The 23,797-nt window shown below is 73.8% G+C and carries 11 protein-coding genes; 7 read left to right on the forward strand and 4 right to left on the reverse strand.

Annotated elements, in window-relative coordinates:
- Positions 1–158 precede the first annotated feature (158 nt).
- From AC07AL_RS23080 to AC07AL_RS23105, 6 genes are all read left to right on the forward strand, one after another.
- Positions 159–1,607, forward strand: coding sequence for a helix-turn-helix domain-containing protein (locus AC07AL_RS23080; protein ID WP_363581830.1), 1,449 nt, complete (start codon positions 159–161; stop codon positions 1,605–1,607).
- 352 nt (positions 1,608–1,959) lie between these two features.
- Complete coding sequence (locus AC07AL_RS23085) at positions 1,960–2,817, forward strand: sterol desaturase family protein (protein WP_400987006.1); 858 nt, start codon at positions 1,960–1,962, stop codon at positions 2,815–2,817.
- 69 nt (positions 2,818–2,886) lie between these two features.
- The gene (locus tag AC07AL_RS23090) at positions 2,887–12,129 is read left to right on the forward strand and encodes a non-ribosomal peptide synthetase/type I polyketide synthase (protein WP_478318018.1); all 9,243 of its coding nucleotides are present in this window, start codon (positions 2,887–2,889) and stop codon (positions 12,127–12,129) included.
- Entirely contained in the window at positions 12,116–13,795 is a 1,680-nt protein-coding gene (locus AC07AL_RS23095) for a phytoene desaturase family protein (protein ID WP_363581834.1), read from the forward strand. Before AC07AL_RS23090 ends, AC07AL_RS23095 begins: the two co-directional genes overlap by 14 nt.
- The gene (locus AC07AL_RS23100) at positions 13,792–15,486 is read left to right on the forward strand and encodes a phytoene desaturase family protein (protein ID WP_478318019.1); all 1,695 of its coding nucleotides are present in this window, start codon (positions 13,792–13,794) and stop codon (positions 15,484–15,486) included. The genes AC07AL_RS23095 and AC07AL_RS23100 overlap by 4 nt, the downstream gene beginning before the upstream one ends.
- The gene (locus tag AC07AL_RS23105; protein WP_478318020.1) at positions 15,483–16,538 is read left to right on the forward strand and encodes a zinc-binding dehydrogenase; all 1,056 of its coding nucleotides are present in this window, start codon (positions 15,483–15,485) and stop codon (positions 16,536–16,538) included. The genes AC07AL_RS23100 and AC07AL_RS23105 overlap by 4 nt, the downstream gene beginning before the upstream one ends.
- 65 nt (positions 16,539–16,603) lie before the next feature.
- Here the strand turns inward: AC07AL_RS23105 and AC07AL_RS23110 are convergent, their stop codons facing one another.
- The 4 genes from AC07AL_RS23110 to AC07AL_RS23125 all read right to left on the reverse strand — a co-directional run bounded on the left by AC07AL_RS23110 (position 16,604) and on the right by AC07AL_RS23125 (position 23,047).
- Positions 16,604–17,989 (reverse strand): hypothetical protein, encoded by a 1,386-nt coding sequence (locus tag AC07AL_RS23110; protein ID WP_400803078.1) that lies wholly within the window; start codon positions 17,987–17,989, stop codon positions 16,604–16,606.
- Positions 17,990–18,138: 149 nt separating this feature from the next.
- Positions 18,139–19,377 (reverse strand): threonine synthase, encoded by a 1,239-nt coding sequence (locus AC07AL_RS23115; RefSeq protein ID WP_478318021.1) that lies wholly within the window; start codon positions 19,375–19,377, stop codon positions 18,139–18,141.
- Between the two features lie 111 nt (positions 19,378–19,488).
- Entirely contained in the window at positions 19,489–20,043 is a 555-nt protein-coding gene (locus tag AC07AL_RS23120) for a YceI family protein (RefSeq protein WP_350880788.1), read from the reverse strand.
- 199 nt (positions 20,044–20,242) lie between these two features.
- Positions 20,243–23,047: a penicillin acylase family protein gene (locus AC07AL_RS23125; protein ID WP_400803073.1), complete on the reverse strand. Its 2,805-nt coding sequence runs from the start codon at positions 23,045–23,047 to the stop codon at positions 20,243–20,245.
- Positions 23,048–23,190: 143 nt separating this feature from the next.
- On the opposite strand from AC07AL_RS23125, the gene AC07AL_RS23130 reads away from it, so the two are divergent.
- Positions 23,191–23,797, forward strand: a 607-nt coding sequence (locus tag AC07AL_RS23130; RefSeq protein WP_478318023.1) for an IS701 family transposase, incomplete at its 3' end; no start/stop codon positions are given.

The following is a 23,797-nucleotide window of genomic DNA, read 5'->3' on the forward strand; positions in this document are numbered from 1 at the left end:
TGGTGCACGCGATGCATAGGGTTGGCAAATTCCGTCAAGCTGGGCTTTTGCCCGAGTGGTTGAGACCACCTCATGTACGGACCGGGTGTCATCGAGTACCGTCCTGATGGTCGGAAGGTTGGCGAGGGGCCCGGGGGAAGCGACCGGAGGAGGCAGCCGTGCACCGGAACCGCGTGGCCGTGGAACCGGCGTCCGCACCTCCGTCCCCACCCGCCGCCCCGCCCGCCCAGGAGTTGGGCGCCTGGCGGGACTTCGGCGCCCGGCTGCGCCACTGGCGGCGCCGGGCCGGCCTCACCCAGGCCCAACTCGGCGCCGGAATCGGCTACGACCACACCGCGGTGAGCAAGATCGAGCACGGCGCCCGCCGGGTCACCCCTCGGATCGCTGACAGGATCGACGAACTCCTCGGCGCGGGCGGTGAGTTGCGGGCCGCCTGCCAGCGGGCCGAGACCGCCGAACTGCCCTCCCTGGCGCCCCTCGCGCCCGCCCTGCTGCGGCCCCCGCTGCCCACCGCGGCCGCGAACGGGCCCGGCGGCCCGGCCCGCTGGAGCGCCCCCGCCCAGCCGCCGCCCCGGCTGCCCGACTACGGCCTGCTCTGCCCGCTGCACGGCGCCGACGGCTGCGACGTCCCCGACCCGGTCGAACTCGCCGCGCTGCACGCCGAGTTCTGCGCCGCGAACCCGGCCGGCGCGCCGCCCCTGGACGCCGCCACCGCACACGCCCTCACCGGGCTGCTCGCCGCCCACCTGCGCTCCGGCGAGGCCGGCGGCCTGCCCGGCCTGGCCGCCGCCGTCGAACGCACCTTGCAGGCCGTGCTCGCCCGGCTCGCCGCCGCCCCCGCCGCGCAGCGCCGCCCGCTCGCCCGACTGGCCGCCGAGCACGCGCACGCCGCGGGCGCGCTGCGGATGCAGGACGGCCGCAACGCCACCGCGATGGCCTGCTTCGACCGCGCGCTCGCCTGGGCGGAGCTCGCCGGGGACCAGGCCACCCAGGTCGCCGCGCTGAGCGACATGAGCACCCTCGCCCGGATGGACGGCGACCCGGCCGCCGCCCTCGGCTACGCCCGGGAGACCGGCCGCGCCGCCCCCGGCCGGCACTGGGCCGGCGCGATGGGCCAGATCGGCCAGGCCCGTGCGCACGCCCTCACCGGCGACGTCCGGGCCACCATTCGCCACCTCGGCCGCGCCCGGCTGCACCTGGACCACATCGGCGCCCGGGACGAGGACGACGCGCCCTGGCTCTCCATCGCCTCGATGCGGCTGCGGGTGGAGTCCGGCGCGGCCGCCGCGCTGCGCGACCTCGCCGCGGTCGTCGGCGACCCCCGGCTGGCCCGCCGGGCGCTGACCGCGGCCGAGACCGCGCTCGGCCTGCTCGGCCCGGCCCAGCTCCCCTCCAGCCGTCTCCTCTTCACCGTCCGGGTGGCGGACTGCCACGCCTGCGCGCACGACCCGCAGACGGCCGTCCAACTGCTCGGGCCCGCCCTGGAGACCGCCCCGGCGGCGGCCCTGCCGGCCCTGGTCGGGTACGAGCTGCGCGGCCTGCGCGACCGCCTCGCGGCGTACCGGCCGGAGGCGGCGTGGCGGCTGGCGGAGCTGGCGGGATCCTGACGAGCGGCGCCACCCGCACGGCCCGCGCCCTCGCGCCCGGCTCGCGCTCGCCCGGTGCCACCCGCGCCGCCCTCGCCGGACCGGGGGCCGGATCCGGGTCCGGACCGCCCCCTGCGCCAGGGGGCGTGCGACCTCGCCCGGCGTGGGCTCGACCCCGCTGCGCTCCGGTTTCTCCAGCGCCTGCGAACAAACGCGCCCCTTTCGCGCCGGTCTGACGTCAACTTCGTGCGCGGATCTTCCTCCGATCGGGTTATTTATGGCGTTAACACGTCGAATGACTGCCGTAGCTGACCTCTCCCGCTAGAGTCTCTGACGTTTCCAGTCATTAGTTCGCGAATAACCAAGGGGGCGCGTGCTGTCCGCCATTGCACGCCGGCTCGCTCATCCGCTTCTGCTCCTGGGGGTGCTGTGCACGGCCGTCGCCACACTGCACTTCCACTGGGAGCCCGACCGGGTCTCCCCCCTCGTGCTGGTCGGCGTCCTCGGGTACCTGGCCGTACTGGAGCGGGTGATCCCGTACCGGACCGACTGGCATCCGAGTGGGCGTGAACTGCGCTGGTACACCGTGTACTTCGTGCTGAGCATGGTCGGCGGTGCGCTCGCCCAGGGGCTGGTGACGGCGCTGGTGCAGGTGCTCGGGGCGGCCCATCCGGTGCTCCCGTTCGCCCTGGAGATCCCGCTCGCGCTGCTGATCGGATCGCTCGGCGACTACCTCGTCCACCGCTGGTCCCACCACAACCGGTGGCTCTGGCGCCTGCACGGCGTCCACCATGTGCCGGACAAGGTGAATGTCGCGAACAACGGTGTGAACCATATTCTCGACGTGTTCGTCGCGCAGTCCGTGGTGCAACTCCTGCTGTCGCTGATCGGCTTCTCGGCGGAATCCGTGTTCGTGGTCGGAATATTCATTCTTGCGCAGGGGTATTTCGTTCACGCGAACATCGACGTCCGCCTCGGGTTCCTCGGCCACCTGCTGGCCGGTCCCGAGCTCCACCGACTGCACCACAGCACCGACCTCGCTGAGGCCGGGCACTACGCCTCCGACCTCTCGCTGTGGGACCACGTGTTCGGCAGCTTCACCTGGCGCCCCGGCCGGGTGCCCACCGCCGTCGGCCTCGCCGATCCGGCCGCCTTCCCGGCCACCGGCGAAGTGGGTGCCACCCTGCTGCACCCCTGGCGCCAGGTGAAGACCACCGAGCCGTCCGTCTGACCCTGCCCGCGAGGCCGCTCTTCCTCCGCCCGTGTCCGCGCCGCCACGCCATCACCCTCGGATTGGATCATGAACACCTCGCCCTTCGCCGTGCCCTGCGACCGGATCGCGATCACCGGCATCGGCTGCCGCCTGCCGGGACACGCCAACGACCACCGGACCTACTGGCGCAACCTCGTCGAGGGTCGGGACTGCCTCACCGCGACACCCGCCGACCGCTACGACACCGGCACGCTCGGCAGTCGGGACCGGTCCAAACCGGGCCGCCTGGTCGGCGGCCGGGGCGGCTACATCGACGGCTTCGACACCTTCGACCCGGACTTCTTCGGCATCAGCCCGCGCGAGGCCGAGCACATGGACCCGCAGCAGCGCAAGCTCCTGGAGGTCAGCTGGGAGGCCCTGGAGGACGGCGGCCTGCGCCCCGGCGAGCTGGCCGGCCGCGACGTCGGCGTCTACATGGGGGCCTTCACCCTCGACTACAAGATCCTCCAGTTCGCCGACCTGGACTTCCGCACGCTCGCCGCGCACACCGCCACCGGCACCATGATGACGATGGTGTCCAACCGGATCTCGCACTGCTTCGACTTCCGCGGCCCCAGCGTCTCGATCGACACCGCCTGCAGCTCCTCCCTGGTCGCGGTGCACCTCGCCTGCCAGAGCCTGCTCCGCGGCGAGACCGAACTCGCCCTGGCGGGCGGCGCGTTGCTGCACATGGCGCCGCAGTACACGATCGCCGAGACCAAGGGCGGCTTCCTGTCCGCCGACGGCCGCTCACGCGCCTTCGACGCCTCCGCCGACGGCTACGTCCGGGCCGAGGGGGTCGGCGTGGTCGTCCTCAAGCGGCTGTCGGACGCGCTGCGCGACGGCGACCCGGTGCACGCCGTCATCCTCGGCAGCGGCGTCAACCAGGACGGGCGCACCAACGGCATCACCGTCCCCAGCGCGGACGCCCAGGTCACCCTGATCGAACGGGTCTGCGCCGAGGCCGGGGTGCTGCCCGGCAGCCTCCAGTACGTCGAGGCGCACGGAACCTCCACCCCGGTCGGCGACCCGATCGAGGCGGCCGCGCTCGGCCGGGTGCTGGGCATCGGCCGCCGCCCGGGCGACCGCTGCTACGTCGGCTCGGTCAAGACCAACATCGGGCACACCGAGGCCGCCGCCGGCGTCGCCGGGCTGATCAAGACCGCCCTGGCCCTCAAGCACCGGCGGATCCCGCCGCACCTCAACCTGGAACGGCCCAACCCCGGCATCGACCTGGCCGCGCTGCCCTTCGACATCCCGACCGCCCCGATCGACTGGCCCGAGCACGACGGACCGGCCCGGGCCGGCGTCAACTCCTTCGGCTTCGGCGGCACCAACGCGCACGTCCTGCTGGAGGAGCCGCCGAGCACCGGGCCCGCCGCCCCGGCCCCGCAGCCGGCCTGCACCGTGCTGCCGCTGAGCGCCAAGGACGCCGCCGGGCTGCCCGAACTCGCCGCCGGAATCCGTCGGGAGCTCGCTGCCGGGGTGCCGCTCGACGACCTCGGCCACACCCTGGCGCACCGGCGCCAGCACCTGCCCGAGCGGCTCGCGGTGGCCTACTCCACTCGGGACGACCTGGACGAGGCGCTGGCCGCCCACGAGCGCGGCGAGGCTCACCCCCGGGTGCTCCAGGGCCGCGCCCGGGAGCGCCAACAGCGCCGTCTCGCCTGGGTGTTCACCGGCATGGGCCCGCAGTGGTGGGGCATGGGCCGGGGCCTGTACGAGAACGAACCGGTCTACCGGGCGGCCGTCCAGGCCTGCGACCGGGAGATCCGCGAGCAGGCCGGCTGGTCCCTGCTCGACGAACTGCACCGCGACGAGGCCGACTCCCGGATGGCCGAGACCTGGCTCGCCCAGCCCGCCAACTTCGCCGTCCAGCTGGGCCTGTCCGCGCTCTGGCGCAGCCACGGCCTGCGCCCCGACGCGGTGGTCGGGCACAGCACCGGCGAAGTCGCCGCGTTCTACGAGGCCGGAGTGTACGACCTGGCCGACGCCGTCCGGGTGGTGCTGGCCCGCAGCCGCCTCCAGCAGCGGCTGGCCGGCACCGGCACCATGCTCGCCGTCGGCCTCCCGGAGGCCGAGGCGGAGCGCCGGATCCGCCCGTACCGAGCCCGGGTCTCGCTGGCGGCCGTCAACAGCCCCTCCACCGTCACCCTGGCCGGCGACACCGACGCGCTGCGCGAACTCGCCGAGGAACTGCGCGGACAGGAGGTGTTCACCCGCTTCCTGGAGGTCGAAGTCCCCTACCACAGCGTGCGGATGGACCCGATCCGGGACGAGCTGACCGCAGCGCTCGCCGCGCTCAAGCCCAACGAGGCCCGGCTGCCGCTCTACCTCACCGCCCGCGAGGGCCTCGCCCGCGGCCCCGAACTCGACGCCGGGTACTGGTGGCACAACGTCCGCAACCCGGTGCGTTTCCGCGCCGCCGTCGAACGGATGGCCCAGGACGGGCACGGCCTGTTCCTGGAGATCGGCCCGCACCCGGTGCTCGGCCACGCGATCCGCGAGTGCGTCGACGGCGCGCACGCCCTGCCGTCCATCCGCCGGCACGCCGACGAGCCCGCCTGCTTCACCCGGTCGCTCGCCGAACTGCACACCCTGGGCGTCGAACCGGACTGGCGCGCACTGCACCCGGCCGGCCGCCCGGTGCCGCTGCCCGGCTACCCGTGGCGGCGCGACCGGTACTGGGTCGAGCCGAGCGCCGTCCGGCAGGTCCGGCTCGGCGAGGTCGACCACCCGTTGCTCGGCCGCCGCACCGCGAGTGCCCAACCCGCCTGGACCACCGCACTCGACCCCGAGCGGCTGCCCTACCTGGCCGACCACCGGATCGAGGGCCAGATGGTCTTCCCGGCGGCCGGGTACCTGGAGATGGCCGCCCAGGCCGTCCGCGCCCTCACCGGCGGCACCGAGGTGGTGCTCGCCGAGATCGAGCTGAACCGGGCCCTGTTCCTCTCCGACACCGAGCCCACCCCCGTCCAACTCGGCTACGCCCCGGAGGACGCCCGCTTCACCATCGCCTCCACCCCGGTCGGCGGCGAACCGGTGGTGCACGCCGGCGGCCGGGTCCGCACCGGCCAGCGCCGCGCCCACGGGCCGGCGCTGGACGCCGAGGCGATCCGCTCCCGCGGACAGCGCTTCGACGGCCCCGACTGCTACCGGCTCCTGGCCGCCCGCGGCTACGACTACGGGCCCGCCTTCCAGGCCGTCCAGGAGGTGTGGACGAGCCCTGGCGAGGCACTGGCCCGGATCAGCCCGACCGACCGGCTCGGCCCCGAGGCGGCCGACCACCAGCTGCACCCGGTGCTGCTCGACGCCTGCTTCCAGACCCTGCTGGCCACCCGGCTGCTCACACCCGAGGACGGCGGCGTCCGGCTGCCGGTGTCCATCGAGGAGGTCCGGCTCGACCAGGCCGGCGACCGGCCGCTGTGGGCGCACGCCACCGTCACCCGCGAGGGCGGCGGCGAACTCGTCGGCGACCTCGCCCTGTACACCGAGGACGGCACCCCGGTCGGCCGGATCACCGGCTTCCGGGTCGCCGACGTCGCGCAGGCCCCCGCCTCGGTCGGCCTCGCCACCATCGACGGCTGGCTCACCGAACTCGCCTGGACGGACGCCCCGGCCGCGCCCGCCGACCAGGACCTCGGCGACCTGCTGCTGTTCGCCGACGCCGGCGGCCTCGCCGAACGCCTCGCCGCGCTGGCCGCCGAACGCGGCGCCCGCTGCCACCTGGTCCGGCCCGGCACCGACTACCGGCCCGGCGACGGGCGCTCGACCGTCCGCCCGGACTCCGCCGAGGACCTCACCCGGCTCCTCACCGACCTCGGCCCCGGCTACCGCACCGTCGTCCAGCTGTGGAACCTCGACCAGCCCGCCCTCGACACCACCACGGCCGACCGGCTCGACCAGCTCGCCACCCTCGGCGGCTACGCGCTGATCGCCCTCGCGCAGGCCCTGCCCGCCGCCCTCCCGGACGCCCGGCTGCACATCGTCACCCGGGGCACCCAGGCCGCCGCCCCCGACGACCGGGTCGAACCGCTCGGCGCACCCGCCTGGGGCATCGGACGGGTGCTCTGGCAGCAGGAACTCGTCGCCCAGCGCGGCACCCTGATCGACCTCGACCCCGCCGCCGAGCCGCTCGACCAGGCCGAGGCGCTGCTCGCCGAACTCACCTCCCGGGACGAGCAGGAGATCGCCCTGCGGGCCGGCCACCGCCGCACCAGCCGGCTCCGCCGGGCCGAGGGCCTCACCCGCCCGCTGCCGCCGGTCCTGCGCCCCGACGGCAGCTACCTGGTCACCGGCGCGTTCGGCGCGCTCGGCCGGCTGCTCTGCCGCACCCTGGTCCGGCGCGGCGCCCGGCGGCTGATCCTGGTCGGCCGTACCGTGCTGCCCGAGCGCGACCAGTGGTACCGGACCGACCCCGCCAGCCCGGCCGGGGAGCGGATCGCCTTCCTGCGCGAACTCCAGGCGCTCGGCGCCGAACCGCTGCTCGCCCCCGTCGACGTCACCGACGAGACCGCCCTCGCCGCCTGGCTCGCCGACTACCGGCAACGCCAACGCCCGCCCATCCGCGGGGTGTTCCACCTCGCCGGGCAGGTCAAGGACGTGCTGGTGCCGCAGATGGACCGGGCCGCCTTCGACGCCGGATACGCCCCCAAGGTGGTCGGCGGCCACCTGCTGCACCGGCTGCTGCGCGACGAACCGCTCGACCACTTCGTGCTGTTCGCCTCCGTCGCCTCGCTGCTCACCACCGCCGGGCAGACCAACTACGCGGCCGGCAACGCCTTCCTGGACGCCCTCGCCCACCACCGCCGGGCCGCCGGCCTGCCCGCGCTCAGCCTCGACTGGGGCCCCTGGGCCACCGGCATGATCGAGGAACTGGGCCTGGTCGCCCACTACCGCGACGCCCGCGGCATGAGCTCGCTCCCGCCGGACGCCGGCACGGCCGTGCTGGAACGCGTCCTCGGCCAGGACCGCGCCCAGCTGCTGGTCGCCACCGTGGTCGACTGGCCGACCTTCCTTGCCTGGTACCCCGCGCCGCCGCCGCTGGTCGCCGACCTGGCCGCCGGCGCCGCCGAGCAGGCCCCGGCCGAGACCGGCGGCTTCCTGGACGCCTACCGCACGGCGGATCCGCCGACCCGGCACCGGCTGGTCACCGAGCGGTTCACCGCCGCCGCCGCGGCCGTGCTGCGGATCGGCGCCGAGCGGATCGCCCCGGACACCAGGCTCGGCGCGCACGGCCTGGACTCGCTGCTCGCGATGGAGCTGCGCGCCCGGGTGCACGGCGAACTGGGCGTCGCCCTGCCGGTGGTGGCGCTGCTCAGCAACGGCACCGTCGGCGACCTGGTCGACCTGCTCGTCGCCGGCCTGGACGAGCGGCTCGACGCCGAGGGCGGCCCCGAGCAGGCCGAGGTCGAGCTGCACACCGACGAGGCCCGCTACCCGCTCACCCACAACCAGCAGGCGCTGTGGTTCCTGCGCCAGCTGCACCCGGACGGCTTCGCCTACAACATCGGCGGCGCGGTGGAGGTGCGCGCCGAGCTCGACCCCGAGCTGGTCTTCGCCGCCTTCCGCGCGCTGGTCGCCCGGCACCCCGGGCTGCGGGCCGCCTTCACCGCCGAGGAGGGCCGACCGGTCCAGCGGATCCGCCCGGAGGCGGTGGCCGACACCGGACTGTTCGACGTCGAGGGCCGCCCCTGGGAGGAGATCCACGCGCTGATCGTCGCCGAGTACCGGCGGCCGTACGACCTCGCGAACGACCCGCTGGTCAGGCTGCGACTGTTCCGGCGCGGACCGGACCGCTGGGTCCTGATGAAGGCCGTCCACCACATCGTCTCGGACGCGATCTCCACCTTCACCTTCATCGAGGAGCTGTTCGAGGTCTACGAGGCGCTGCGCCACGGCCGCACCCCCGAACTCCCCGCCGTGGCCGCCCGCTACCTCGACTTCCTCAACCACCAGAACCGCTTCCTGGCCGGCCCCGACGCCCGGCGGATGCTCGACTACTGGCGCGGCCACCTGCCGGCCGAGATGCCCGTCCTCGCCCTGCCCACCGACCGGCCCCGGCCGGCCGTGCAGACCCACAACGGCGCCTCGGCGTTCTTCCGGCTCGACGCCGACCTGACCGCCCGCGTCCACGAGCTGGCCCGCGCGCACCACGCCACCCCGTTCATGGTGCTGCTCAGCGCCTACTACCTGCTGCTGCACCGCTGGTCGGGCCAGCAGGACATCGTGGTCGGCAGCCCCGTCACCGGCCGCACCCAGGAGGAGTTCGCCTCCGTCTACGGCTACTTCGTCAACCCGCTGCCGCTGCACGTCAGCCTGGCCGGGGAGCCGACCGTGTCCGAGCTGCTGGCCCGGGTGCGGGAGAGCGTGCTCGGCGGCCTGGACAACCAGGAGTACCCGTTCCCGCTGCTGGTCGAGCAGTTGGGGCTCCAGCACGACCCCAGCCGCTCGGCGGTGTTCCAGGCGATGTTCATCCTGCTCACCCACAAGGTCGCCGTGGAACGCTTCGGCTACCGCCTGGAGTACATCGAACTCCCCGAGGAGGAAGGGCAGTTCGACCTGACGCTGTCCGCCTACGAGGACCGCGCGGACGGCTGCTTCCACTGCGTGTTCAAGTACAACTCCGACCTCTTCGACGCCGCCACCGTCGAGCGGCTGGCCGCGCACTACCGCAACCTGCTGGACGCCATGACCAGCGCCGGCGCCGACCGCCCGGTCGGCCGGCTGCGGATGCTCGACGAGGCCGAACGCCGCCGCATCCTCACCGGCTTCAGCGGCGCCGACCGGCGGGCGGACCACGACACCCCGGTGCCCGAACTCGTCGCCAAGGCCGCCGCCGAACACCCCGAGGCCGTCGCCGTCACGGCCCCCCGCCCGGACGGCGCCCGCCGCCTCACCTACGGCGAACTCGACCGGCGGGCCCAGCGGACGGCCCTGCGGCTGCGCGAACTGGGTGTCGGCGAAGGCTCGGTGGTCGCGGTCTGCCTGGACAAGTCACCCGAGCTGATCGTCGTCCTGCTGGCGATCTGGCGGGCCGGCGCCGCCTACCTGCCGCTCGACCCCGGACACCCGGCCGACCGGCTCGCCTACCAGGTGACCGACGCCGGAGCGGCCCTCGTCGTGGTCGCGGAGCGGAACCCGTTCGGCACCGAACCGCCCGTCCGCCCCGTCACCCTGGACGAGCTCGACCGGCCCGCCGCCGAGAGCGGCCCGCTGCCCGCCGCCGACCCGGACCGCCCCGCCTACGTCATCCACACCTCCGGCTCCACCGGCCGCCCGAAGGCCGTGCGGGTCGACCACCGCAACCTCGCCGCCGTCACCGCGGGCTGGCGCGCCGAGTACCGCCTCGACACCGAGGCCCGGGTGCACCTCCAGATGGCCGGGACCGCCTTCGACGTGTTCTCCGGCGACCTCGCCCGGGCGCTGAGCACCGGCGGCACCCTCGTCCTGGTCGACCGCGACCTGCTGTTCGACACCGCCCGGCTGTACCGCACCATGCGCGAGGAAGCCGTCGACTGCGGCGAGTTCGTGCCCGCCGTCGCCCGCGGCCTGCTGGCCCACTGCGAACGCGAGGGCCTGCGGCTGGACTTCCTGCGGCTGCTGGTCGTCGGCTCCGACTCCTGGAAGGCCGCCGAGCACCGGCGGCTGCGCGCCCTGTGCGGGCCGGACACCCGGCTGGTCAACTCCTACGGCCTGACCGAGGCCACCATCGACACCAGCTACTACGAGGGCGGCGCGGACGCCCTGGAGCCCGGCCGGATGGTGCCGATCGGCCGACCCTTCCCCAACAGCGCGCTGTACATCCTCGACCACTACGGCGAGCCGGTACCGCCCGGCGTGCCCGGCGAGCTGTGGATCGGCGGCGCCGGTGTCGCCGCCGGCTACCCGAACGACCCGGAGCAGACCACCCGGCGCTTCACCACCCTGGAGCTCGACGGCCCGCCCGTCCGGCTCTACCGCACCGGCGACCTCGGCCACTGGGACGCCCACGGCACCGCCCACCTGCTCGGGCGGATCGACAACCAGGTCAAGGTGCGCGGCCACCGGATCGAGATCGGCGAGATCGAGGCCCACCTCACCGCCCGCCCCGAACTCGCCCAGGCCTGTGTGACGGTCCGTGAGGATTCCACCGGCGAAGCCGTGCTGGCCGCCTACCTGGTCCCCGCCGAGGGGACCACCCTGGACCGCCGGGAACTGCGCCGCCACCTGGCCGAGCACCTGCCCACCGTGATGATCCCCTCCCACCTCACCGAACTGCCCGCCCTGCCGCTCACCCCCAACGGCAAGGTCGACCTGGCAGCCCTGCCCGAGCCCCGGATCGACACCGGCGGCGCGCAGCACGAACCGCCCGTCACCCTCTACGAGATCCGCACCGCCGAGCACTGGAGCAACCTGCTCGGCGTGGCGGAGGTCGGCCTCCAGCACGACTTCTTCGAGCTCGGCGGCAGCTCCATCCGGCTGATCGAGCTGATCCACCACCTGCAGACCGAGTTCAACATCAGCATCCCGGTCGGCCTGCTGTTCAAGGTGACCACCCTGCACGGGATGGCCCGCACGCTGGAGCAGATCATCACCGGCGAGGTCGCCGGCGGCCAGCCGTACCTCTGGTTCAACCCCGGGGCGCCCGAGGGGCGGACGGTGTTCTGCTTCCCGCCGGCCGGCGGCCACGGCCTGGTCTACCGCCAGCTCGCCGCCCACCTGCCCGACCACCGGCTCGCCGCCTTCAACTACCTCACCGGCGACGACAAGACCGCCCGCTACGCCGACCTGGTCGAGGACCTGGAGGAGGCGGGGCCGTACGTCCTGCTCGGCTACTCGCTCGGCGGCAACCTCGCCTTCGAGGTGGCCCGGGAGCTCGAACGCCGAGGCCGTACGGTCAGTTCCGTCCTGGTGGTGGACTCCTACCGGATCCCCGAGCCCTTCGAGCTCGGCGAGGAGCACCTGGCCGTCTTCGAACGCGAACTCCACGAGCACCTGCACCGGCACACCGGCTCCCGGATCGTCGCCCAGGAGACCCTCGAACAGGCCCGGGACTACCTGGCGTTCTGCAGCAGGACCCCCAACCTGGGAGTCCTGAAGGCCCCGCTCAACGTGGTGTGCGAACGGGACCGGCTGGCGCTGCACGCGGGCGGCGAGCACGGCTCCTGGCACGGCGCCTCCAGCGCCGGAACGGCCGTCCACGCCGGGCACGGCAGCCACGCCGAGATGCTGGACGCCGAGTTCGCCGCCCGCAACGCCGAACTGGCGGGCGCCATCCTGGCCGGAGGCACCGCCGATGGCCGGGTCTGAGCGCGGGCCGGACTGGTCGAGCCGGGAGCGGGCCCCCGGCGGCCCGCCCCGGGTCATCGTGATCGGCGCGGGCATCGGCGGGCTCTCCACCGGCTGCTACGCGCAGATGAGCGGGCTGGAGACCCGGATCTTCGAGAAGCACGTGCTGCCGGGCGGCTGCTGCACCGCGTGGTCCCGGCACGGCTACCTGTTCGACTACTGCATCGACTGGCTGATCGGCACCGCCGAGGGCACCGGGGCGAACCAGGTGTGGCGCGAACTCGGCGCCCTCGACGGCAAGTCGATCACCCGCTTCGACGTCTTCAACCGCGTCGTCGACGAACACGGCCGCGCCGTCACCTTCTACGGGGACCCGGACCGGCTGGAACAGCACCTGCTGGCCACCGCCCCCGGCGACGCCAAGCCGATCCGCGCCTTCTGCCGGGACCTGCGCCGCTTCGCCGCCATCGACCTGCCCTGGGACCTCACCCCGCCGCCGCTGCGCGGCCCGGCCGAGCGGCTGCGCACCCTGCGCACCGTGCTGCCCGCGTTCCGGCTCTTCTGGCGGACCGCGACGACCCCGATGAGCGGCTTCGCCGAGCGCTTCCAGGACCCTCTGCTGCGGCGGGCGCTGCCCAACATGTTCCTCCAGGAGCCGGCCGGCTTCCCGCTGCTGCCGTACCTGTACACCCTGGCCGCCGCGCACAACGGCAACACTGGCTTCCCGCAGGGCGGTTCGCTCGGGCTGGCCCGGTCGGTGGAGGAGCGCTACACCTCGCTCGGCGGGGTGGTCGGCTACCGCTGCCGGGTGGAGCGGATCCTGGTCGAGGGGGACCGCGCCGTTGGCGTCCAACTCCGGGACGGCTCCAGGCACTTCGCCGACCACGTGGTGGCCGCCTGCGACGGGCCGACGGTGCTCGACCGGCTGCTCGAAGGCCGCTGGTCCAGCCCCGCCACCGACCGGCTGTACGGCGAGCTGCTGGACAAGCCCGGCAACCTGTACCCGGCCGTGGTCTCGGCCTTCGTCGGCGTGGACGGCCCGCTGCCCGAGGGCGAACCGCACAGCACCACCTACCTGCTGTCGCCCGAGCAGGGCGCCCGGCTGCCCGGCTCGCTCCAGCACAGCCTGGTCGTCCAACTGCGCTCGGACTACGCGGAGGGCTTCGCGCCGCCCGGCAAGTCGGTGCTGCACTGCACCTACTTCAGCGACTACCGCTCCTGGAAGGACCTGCGGGTCCGCGACCGCCGCGCCTACCGGGCGCGCAAGCAGGAAGTCGCCGCGTTCGTCCGGGAGTTCCTGGAGCGGACGTACCCGGGGCTCGGCCGCCGGATCGAAGTCGTGGACGTCGCCTCCCCGGTGACCACCGAGCGGTTCACCGGCAACACCTACGGCAGCATCCTCGCCTGGCAGGCGTTCTCCGAGGCCGAGGACGCCGCCAACCGGCTGGTCAACCGGGACCGGATGCGGCTGCCCGGTCTGCGCGGCTTCTCGATGGCCGGGCAGTGGGCCGGCCTCGGCGGTCTGATCCGCGCCGCCACCAGCGGCCGGTACGCCGCGCAGTACCTCTGCCGGGAGCTCGGCCGGCCGTTCCGGGCCTGGCCCAGTGACAACCAGGAACCTTGGCATGCGGGCAAGTTGGGCAAACTGCCGCAACTCGACCGGGCCACCGTGGGAGTGCCGGAATGACCGGAATGAGTACCAGCAGGCAGACCATGGTGATCGTCGGGGGCGGGCTGGGCGGCCTGTCGACCGGCTGCTACGCACAGATGAACGGCTACCGCACCACCGTCCTGGAGATGCACGAACTCCCCGGCGGCTGCTGCACGGCCTGGGACCGCGGCGAGTTCACCTTCGACTGCTGCGTGAGCTGGCTGCTCGGCAGCGGCCCCGGCAACGAGATGCACCAGATCTGGCTCGAACTCGGCGCGTTGCAGGGCAAGGTGATGCGCAACTTCGACGTCTTCAACGTGGTGCGCACCCGGGACGGGCGCGCCGTCTACTTCTACTCCGACCCCGACCGCCTGGAAGCGCACCTGCTCGACCTCGCCCCGGAGGACGCCCGGCGGATCCGGCAGTTCTGCGAGGGGCTGCGCAAGTTCCGCCGCGCCCTGGTCCGTTACCCCTTCCTCAAGCCGGTCGGACTGATGGGCCGGGCCGAGCGCTGGCGGATGCTCGCCTCGTTCCTGCCGTACTTCAACGTCATCCGGCGCTCGATCACGGTGCTGATGAGCGACTACTCGGCGCGCTTCCGGAGCCCGCTGCTGCGCGAGGCGTTCAACTTCGTGCTCTACGAGAAGCACCCCAACTTCCCGGTGCTGCCCACCTACTTCCAACTCGCCTCGCACGCCGGGCAGTCGGCCGGGGTGCCGGAGGGCGGTTCGCTCGGGCTGGCCCGCTCGATCGAGCAGCGCTACCGGCGGCTCGGCGGCGAGATCAGCTACAACACCAAGGTGGCCGAGATCCTGGTCGAGCAGGACCGGGCCGTCGGGGTGCGGCTGAGTGACGGCCGGGAGATCCGGGCGGACATCGTGGTCGCCGCCTGCGACGGACGCACCACCATGCTGGACCTGCTCAAGGGCCGCTACCTGAACGACACCTACCGCCGGCTGTACACCCGGACCATCACCGAGCCCGGCATGGTCTTCCCCGGCTACCTCACCGTCTTCCTCGGCCTGCGCCGCCCCTTCCCGGCCGGGGACCCGTGCACCACCTACCTGCTGGAGGACGAGGTCGCCGACCGGCTCACCGGCATCCGCCACCCCAGCATCAACGTCCAGTTCCGCAGCCGCCACTACCCCGAGCTGTCGCCCGCCGCGACGACCGTCGTCTACGCCAGCTACTTCTGCGACATCGCCCCCTGGCGGGAGTTGAGCACCGGCCCGGAGCAGGCGCCACGGTTGCGGCGGGGCGAGGAACTGCACACCCTGCCGGTGGGGCGCGGGCGCGAGTACCAGCGCGAGAAGCGCCGGGTGCGGGACGCCATCGTGGAGTTCCTGGACGGGCACCACCCCGGTCTGAGGGACGCCGTCGCGGTCAAGGACGTGTCCACCCCGCTCACCCAGGTCCGCTACACCGGCAACTACGACGGCACGGTGCTCGGCTGGCAGCCGTTCGTGGAGAGCGGCGAGACCCTGGAGGACGAGATCAAGCGCAACGGGCCCGGGCTGCCCGGCCTGGCGAACTTCTACCTCTCCGGCGTGTGGGCGACCACGGGGGGACTGATCCGGGCGGCCGCCGCCGGCCGGCACGTCGTCCAGTTCATCTGCCGCGACGACGGCCGGCCGTTCACCGCCGCCGTGGACGACAGCGCGCCGCCGCCCACCCTGGTCATCGAACCGGTCGGGCCCGCCGACCGGCGGTTTGGAGTCACCTCATGAGGGTCGAGAAGTGGGTCGTCCGCGAGCACGTGGACGGCGTGCCGGACGTCGAACGGATGTACCGGAAGGTGGTCGAGGAGGTGGACGTCCGCCTCGCCGCGGACGAGATGCTGCTGCGGACCAGGTACGTCTCGGTCGACCCGTACCTCCAGGGGATCGCCCTGGACACCCCGATCGGCGACCACATGGGCGCGGACTCCATCATGGAGGTGGTGGAGGCCGGGCCGGACGCCGCCTTCGCCGTCGGCGACCTCGTGCAGGGCTTCGGCGGCTGGCGCACCCACGTGATCAGCAACGGCGCCCCGGCGTTCTGGCAGACCGGCACCTTCCCGATGGTCTTCCCCGCCTACCGGCGGCTGGACCGGAGCGACTACGACGACGCCCTGCCGATCTCCACCGCCCTCGGTGTCCTCGGTGGCCCGGGGATGACCGCCTGGGGCACGGTCGAGAAGTTCCTGGAGGTCCGGCCGGGGGACACCGTGCTGGTCAGCGGGGCGTCCGGGGCGGTCGGCTCGGTGGTCGGACAGCTGGCCCGGCACCGGGGGGCCCGGGTCATCGGCACCACGGCCACCCCGGCCAAGGCCGCCCGGCTGCGTGAGCTGGGCTTCGACGCGGTCCTGCTCTACCGCGACGGCGACGACCCCGAGCGGCTGCGGGAGGAGCTCGCCAAGCTCGCCCCGGCCGGCATCGACCGCTACTTCGACAGCCTCGGCGGGGCGCTCACCGACGCGGTCTTCTCCCTGCTCGCCGTGGACAGCCGGGTCGCGGTCTGCTGGCAGTGGGGCAGCCAGGTCGGCGGCGACTGGGCGGGCCCGCGGCTGCTGCCGATGATCATGTTCCCGCGCACCACCATCCGCGGCATCTTCTCGCTGGAGTGGTTCACCGAGGAGAACTGGTCGGCGCTGCGGCAGGAGCTGGGCGCCCTGGTCCGCAGCGGGGACCTGGGCTACCAGCAGACCGTCCACCGGGGCTTCGACAACATCCCGGCCGCCTACCGCAGCCTGTACGTGGACCGCTCCGCGAGCCGGGGCAAGGTGCTCGTCGAACTCTGAGCCGGGCGGTCGGCGGGGCCCGGCCGGGGCGGGCGGTTCGTGTGCCCGCCCCGGCGGCGCGCAGGTCAGTTCAGGGTGAACCAGGTGGAGCGGGACTTCTTCCACTCCGGCTGGGCGAGGTCCTTGGCGGCGGTGCCGTCGCCGTACAGGTCGGCGGAGCCGTCGTCGGTGATCAGCTGGGCCCGGGCGCCGGGGGCGTCCAGGTTCGGTACGTCCGGGACGGCCTCCCAGGCGCCGGCGTCGCTGGTCGGCAGGTCGACCAGCTTGACCGGCTGTGAGCCCGACTGCCCGTTCCAGCGGTAGAGGGCGTACGGGGCGGAGTTGTCCTCGGCGGACCAGGAGCCGGCCACGATCAGGTACTGGCCGAGGTCGTTGCGGCGCAGGTCGCGGATGGAGAGACCGCCGAGGTCCAGCTCGACCGGCTCGCCGAAGGTCGCGTGCGAGGCCGAACCGGACAGCAGCGACGGGAGGTTGGTGACCGGGACGAGCAGCGCGCGGCCGCCGGTGACCGCCGGGGTCAGCGGCGCGCGGAAGCCGATGTACGCGGTGGTGGTGCTGCCCGGGGCGAACTCCAGCCCCTCGACGTTGAATCCGTCGATCTGCTTGGGCGCCTGCCCGTCCGCCGCGCCCGCCGCGAAGCCGTAGCGGTCGCCGTGGGCGCCGTCCCAGGCGATCAGGTCGTCGCGCAGGCCGTGGTACGAACCGGCCAGCGAGAGCTGGGTGTCGGCGCCCGAGCCGGTGACCTTCGTGGTGAACACGGTGTGCCGGTCCGGCTTGACCTTGCCGTCCTTGTTGTTGCCGAGCGAGCCCGTCCAGTAGATCGTGTCGCCGACCCGGGCCGCGGCCTCGATGTCGATCTCCTTGGAGACGCCGAGCGCGGAGCTGAAGTCCCAGGTGCGGACCGGCGCGCCGGAGGCGTTGCGGTCGTACAGCCGCAGCACGTTGGACTCGTCGTCGCCGACCAGGATGTAGCCGCCGCCCGCGTCCACCGCGGCGGAGGCGTCGCTGGAACCGGTCAGGTAGCGGCTGGCGGCCGGGAACCGGACGGCGGGGGAGGCCGCGTAGTGCAGGGTGCGGGTCGCGGTCTTGCCGCCCAGGCCGGTCACCTTGATGGTGAGGTCGGTGTAGCCGACGCCCTGCGCGGCGACCGCCAGGGTGCGGGTGCCGCCGGTGCCCGTCACCGCCACGTCGCCGGTCCGCGCGACGGCACTGCGGGTGCTCGCCGAGGCGGCGACGGTCAGCGCCGAGGCCGCGGCCCCGCTCTGCGCCACCGCAACGGACACCGTCGGATCGCCGGTGGCGCCGACCGCGCCGGACAGGTAGCCGGCCGAGAAGGTGATCGTCGGAGTGCCGTACGAGGCCGCGGTGGCCGGGACCACCGGCAGGGCGAGTACGGGCACCGCCGCGACGGCGACGGCCAGCGGGAGCAGACGGCGGGGGGAACGGGACACGGTGACAGCCCTTCGACGCACGGAGAGGAGCGGGGGCGGTGCGGATCCGGACCAGCCTGGGCGGCCGCGGCGAACGCCAACCCTACGCCGGAGAACCGGACGGCGAACAGCAGGCCTCCAACGCCGGGCGTGAGTCGGGGGGAGTCCCGCTAGCCGCGGATTCCGGTCGCGTGCAGCCGGCGGCGGACCTCCTCCCACTCCGGGGTGACCGGCGCGGTCGACCGCGCGCCGACGCCCCGGTCCTTGAAACCGCTGGACGTCGACACGCACACCACCGGCCCCTCGGCCTCCCCGAGGCCCTCGACGCCGCCGAGGCTGCGCAGCCCGGCGAGCCCGGCCGCCGCGGACAGCTCCGTCCAGAGCCCGGAGCGGGCCAGTTCGGCCTGGGCGGCCGCGAGTTGGCCGTCGTCCAGGGCCAGCACCCGGCCGCCGCTCTCGCGGACCGCGACCACGCCCCGGTAACCGCCGACCGGGGAGGCGATCGAGTACGCCTCGCTCGGCCCCACCGTCACCCGGGCCGCCGGCAGGCCCTGGCGGACGGCCAGGGCGAGCGGCGCACCGGACGCGGACTCGCAGGCGACGATGCGCGGCACCCGGTCGGCCAGCCCGAGCCGGTGCAGTTCGCTGAAGCCCTTCCAGACGCCGAAGAGCAGCTCCCCGTAGCCGGTGGGCACGAACACCGCGGCGGGCACGCCGATGTCCCGGAAGATCTCGTACGCGACGGTCTTGTAGCCCTCGGGGCCGTACGCGTGGCCGGTGTGGGTGGTGGTGAGGTTGCTGACCGGGTGCAGGCCCAGCCGGTCCACGACCTGCCGCAGCAGTGGCCAGCGGGCCTCCCACGGCACCGGCAGCACGACGGCGCCGTAGGCGTTGAGGAACGCGTCGACGGCCGGCGGCAGGTCGGGCCCGGTGAACACCACGCAGCGCAGCCCGGCACGGGCGGCGTAGGCGGCGGCGGACGCGCCGTGGTTGCCGGAGGAGGCCACCGCGATCCCGGGCGCGCCGACGCCCACGGCGGCGCTGGTGGTGCAGCGGTTCAGCCGGTCCTTGTGGCTCCAGGTCGGGTTGCGGGCCTCGTCCTTGACGTACACCCCGGGCTCGAGCTCGACCAGCGGCGTGCCACCCTCGCCCAGGCCCGGCGCGAGCAGCGGCGGCAGCAGCGGGGCCCACCGCTCCAGCCCGCCGCGCGGCGCCCCGGCGTCCGCGCCCGGGGCGAACAGGGCGGCCGCGTCGGCCTCGCGGTAGGCGTAGTCGACCTCGACGGGGTAGGAGACGTCCTCGGTGCCGGTGCGGGGACAGCCCGCGGTGAGCGGGGGCCACAACGGGTAGTCGAGGGTGGGGTCGCCGAGGGAGCGCTGGCCGGTTGCGAGGGAGCCGTCTGTCGCCATGTCAGGAGCCTAACCGGGCCTGCGCCGCCCGGTCCGGCGGATTCCGGGGCCCGTGGCTGGGGCTGCCGCGCCCCAGGGGCTCCGGCGGGCCGCTCCTGGCTCCTGCGGCCGCTACTGGGCCTGTCGGACGGCCGAGACGTCGAACTCCAGGACGACCTTGTCGCCGACCAGGACGCCGCCGCCCTCCAGGGCCGCGTTCCAGGTCACCCCGAAGTCCTTGCGGCTGATCGTCACCGAGCCCTCCAGGCCCACCCGCAGGTTGCCGTAGGGGTCGACGGCGTTGCCCGTGTACTCGACGTCGATGGTGACCGGGCGGGTGACGTCCTTGACGGTGAGGTCGCCCGTCACCCGGAACTCGCCGTCCCCGCGCGGCTCGACCGCCGTCGTGGCGAAGGCGATGGTCGGGAAGTTCGGCACGTCCAGGAAGTCGTTGGTGCGCAGGTGCTGGTCGCGCTGCTCGACGCCGGTGTCGATGCTCTCCGTCCGGATCGTCACCCGGGCGGTGGAACGGCCCGGGTCGGCGCCGTCCAGGTGGGCGCTGCCCTCGAAGGCGGTGAAGGAGCCGCGGACCTTGGTCACCATGGCGTGGCGCGCCACGAAGCCGATCCGGGTGTGGGCGGGGTCGAGGACGTAGTCCCCGGTGAGCTCGGACAGGGAGACGGTCATGGTCGGCTTACCTCCTGGGCGGGTGTGGGGCCTCTCCGGGGAATCGCGGGGGTCCTAGGGGCCGCTGACGCCTGGGTCGCCCCGGACCACGCTAGGTGCTGCGACCCGTCCCCGCCCGTCGGGCCCGGGCCGCTGTCTTCCACGCGGGTGCCCCCGCCCGGGTGGACGGGGGCACCCGCGGCCGTTACAGGGCACGGGCTCAGCGGTGGCTCGGGAACTGCACCACCTGCTGGTAGGTCGGACGGTTCTGCCAGGTGGTCTTGTCGTCCGTGACACCGCCGAGCGGGCGCTGGATGATCGTGTCGGCGCACCACTGGTCGCCGACGGAGCAGTCCGCGTCGCCCGGGTAGACCTGGGCCGGGGTCTGGGCGGCCGCCCGCTTCAGGGTGTCCAGCAGCACGCCCCGGCAGGCCGCGAGATCGCCCCCGCCGCAGTACGGGCGGGCCAGCGGGCCGGCCACCTGGTCTCCCAGGACGGACCGCAGGTCCTTGTCCAGGTAGCTCCACCAGCCGTACTGGAAGGCCGAACCCTTGTGCGGGATCGCCTCGTTGGCGCTCACCGGGCCGCCGCTGCCGGGACCGGTCTGGCCGCCGGAGGGTGACTCGTTGATCTGCAGGGCGCCGGTCAGGGCCGTGAACAGCTGGTCCCCGAGGCCGGGCCGCATGACGCCCTCCGCGACCAGCGGCCACCAGGCGTCCAGGACGCGGATCGCGGCGGCGTCCGCGTAGCCGTGGCTGCCGGGCGACGTCTCCTTCCGCTGGGCGCCGTCCGCCAGCCAGGCCTCCAACTGCTGGAGCGCGGTGGCGGCGGCCGGATCGGTGACGGGGGCGCTGCGCAGCACCCGGATCAGGTCCGGCAGGACGTCCTCGGCGCGCAGGTCGGCCAGGGCGGCGCTCGCCATGGCCTGGGTGAGCGAGACCCGGCTCGCCTTGCCGCCGTTGCGCAGCAGCGCCTTGACCCGGTCGTCGAGCAGGTTGCCGCGGTGCACCGAGCCGTTGCCGAACCCGGCCGAGGTGAAGCCGTCGGCCTGCTTGTTGTTCCAGGAGATGTAGTAGTCCTGGTTGACGGACTGCGGGTGCTCGGCCGCCGGGGTGTACCGGGCGGTGTTGGTCGCGGGGTCGAAGTCGGCCCACTCGTAGGCCGGTTCGGCGCGCAGCGGCAGGCCGGCGTCGACCCCGGGGGCGCGCACCGGGTTGCTGCCGGAGTTGTAGTACGCGATGTCGCGGGAGTCGGCGTAGAACCAGTTGAAGGTGTAGTTGATGTCCTGCGCCGCCTGCTGGAAGCTCGCGGCGTCGTGCACCGCGCCCGGGTCGTTGAGCTCCTGGAAGCCGATGATGGAGTCCGCCTCGTGCCGGTAGGTGGAGCGCAGCGAGGTGAAGGCCACGGGGGCGCCGCCGACCGTGCCGCGGGCGGTCACCAGGCCGTACCTGCTGCGGTACATGACCAGGGTGTAGGAGCCGGCGGCGGTGGAGTCGGCGGTGGTCGGGTTCCAGGTGTTCTTGCGTTCCAGCCGGTCGAAGGGGACGCACTGGCCGTGCCAGAGGTAGGAGTCGGCGGCGGTGGTGGCCGGGGAGCCGTCGGTGGTGCAGAGCGGGACGGCGTAGGTGTCGGTGATGTCCTGCCCGGCGGAGGTGGCGCTCCAGGCGTAGTCCTGGCCGCGGCCGAGCTGCACGTAGAAGCTCAGGCCGGCGAAGGCCGCGCCGCGCGCGCTGATGCCGGGGCCCTGGATCTCCTCCAGCATCAGCAGCTGCGGGGCGAAGTAGCCGGTCTGCGGGCCGAACACGGCGACCGGGTGGCCGTCGTCGGTGTGGGCGCCGGAGACCAGCAGGGCGTTGGACATGCCGTGCTTGGCGGTGAGCAGGCTGCCGGGCAGCACGCCAGGGGCGGCCGTCCTCGCGGCGCCGGCGCCCGTGCCGGTGGCGTCGTAGATCATCCGCTCGGGCACCACCGAGCCGGGGTCGGGCAGTGCCTCGCCCTGCGGGGCGTCGGGGACCGGGGCGTAGGGGAAGCGCTGGCCGTCGTGCAGGGTCTGGACGGCCTCCGGGTCGTCGGCCTCGCGCAGCGACTTCCAGACCGCATCCCCGGCGTCCTTGCCGTAGCGGGCCTCGGCGGCCGACTTGACCTGGGCGGAGGCGAGTTCACCGCCGCCGCCGGAGCCGAACAGGGCGCCGACCACGGAGGCCAGGGCGACCAGGTCGGTCAGCTTGAACGGTTCGATCGACCCGGCGTTGGTGATCGGGTCGATGTGCCCGGTCAGGTCGTACTCGCCGGGGAAGGTGCGGGCGTTGTAGGACTCCTTGGCGTACTGGTTGATGCCGTCGAGGTAGGCGTTCGCGTCGGTGAGGGCCTGGGCGGCCCGGCCGCCGCGGGCCGCCAGGGCGTCGATCTGCTGTTGCAGTTCCGCCTCGGTGTACGGCGCGGCCTGCCAGAAGCTCTGCTCCAGCTGGCGGTTGGCGGCGGCGCCGCCGGCGAAGCCGGACAGCTGGCCGCGGCCCACGTGCCGGAACAGGTCCATCACCCACAGCCGGTCCTGGGCGGCGGCGTAGCCCGCGCCGTACTCGGTGCCGTAGCGGGTGGTGCCGGTGATGTGCGGGACGCCGGTGGCCTTGTCGCGGACGATGGTGACGTCGGCGCGCGGGCTGATGGTGCTGGCCACCTGGTCGGCGGGGACGCCGAAGGAGGCGTCGTTGAAGAAGTCGCGCAGCTTGGCCTCGGTCAGGCCCGGGTAGCCGGAGGCGAGGGCGGCGTACGGGCCGAGCTGGTCGTCGGTGTGGGCGGGGCGGCTGCCGAACATCCGGTTGAGCAGGATCTCGGCGAGCGTGGCGTTGCCGTTCTCGCCGGGCGGCAGGATGTCCCGGCAGTGGCCGCCGCAGTAGTCGGCCGCGGTGGCGGTCGGGGCGGCGGGGGCGGCGGCGGTGGGGGTGGTGGTCAGGGCGGCGGTGACGAGCAGGGCCGACGCGACGGCGGCGGCCGGGAAGCGCAGGGGGTGGGGGCGTAGGCGCAAGGGGAGCTCCTCCGTCGAAGCCACGGGAGCTCGACGGTAGGGGCGTTACTGACCGGTTGGCTAGTAGGGCTTGGTCAGGTTTGTGCGGTAGTGGCGTGTCTGTTGGTGGGTTGTGTCGTTGGTGGTGTGTGACACCTGAGGAGATGGCCGGGGTCCGGGAGGACCTGGCGGCGTTCACGGCGGAGATGTTCGAGGCGTTCACGCGCGCGGATCAGCATCGCTGGGGGCAGGCGTATGTGCGGGGACTGCTGTTGGACGGGCGGCGCAAGTCGGTGGAGCCGATGGCCGCGCGGCTCGGTGAGGACGGCAACCGGCAGGCGCTGGCACACTTCGTGACCACCAGCCCGTGGGACCCGGCGCATGTGCGGGCCCGGCTGGCCTGGAGGATGCAAGCCGAGCTGAAGCCGACGGCGCTGATCATCGACGACACGGGGTTCCTCAAGGACGGGGACGCCTCCGCGTGCGTGTCGAGGCAGTACACCGGAACCGCGGGCAAGGTGACCAACTGCCAGGTGGGCGTCTCGCTGCACCTGGCCGACGACCAAGCCTCCTCCGCCGTCGACTGGCGGCTGTTCCTCCCCAGGTCCTGGGATCCTGCCTCCGACAAGGCCGATCCGCTCAAGGTGGCCCGCCGCCAGCAGTGCGGCATCCCGGCGGACCTGGGGCATGTGGAGAAGTGGCAGCTCGCCCTGGACATGATCGACGAGACCCGTTCCTGGGGCGTGGATGTCCCGCTGGCCGTCGCGGACG

It is taken from the genome of Kitasatospora sp. NPDC043949 (assembly GCF_056435365.1).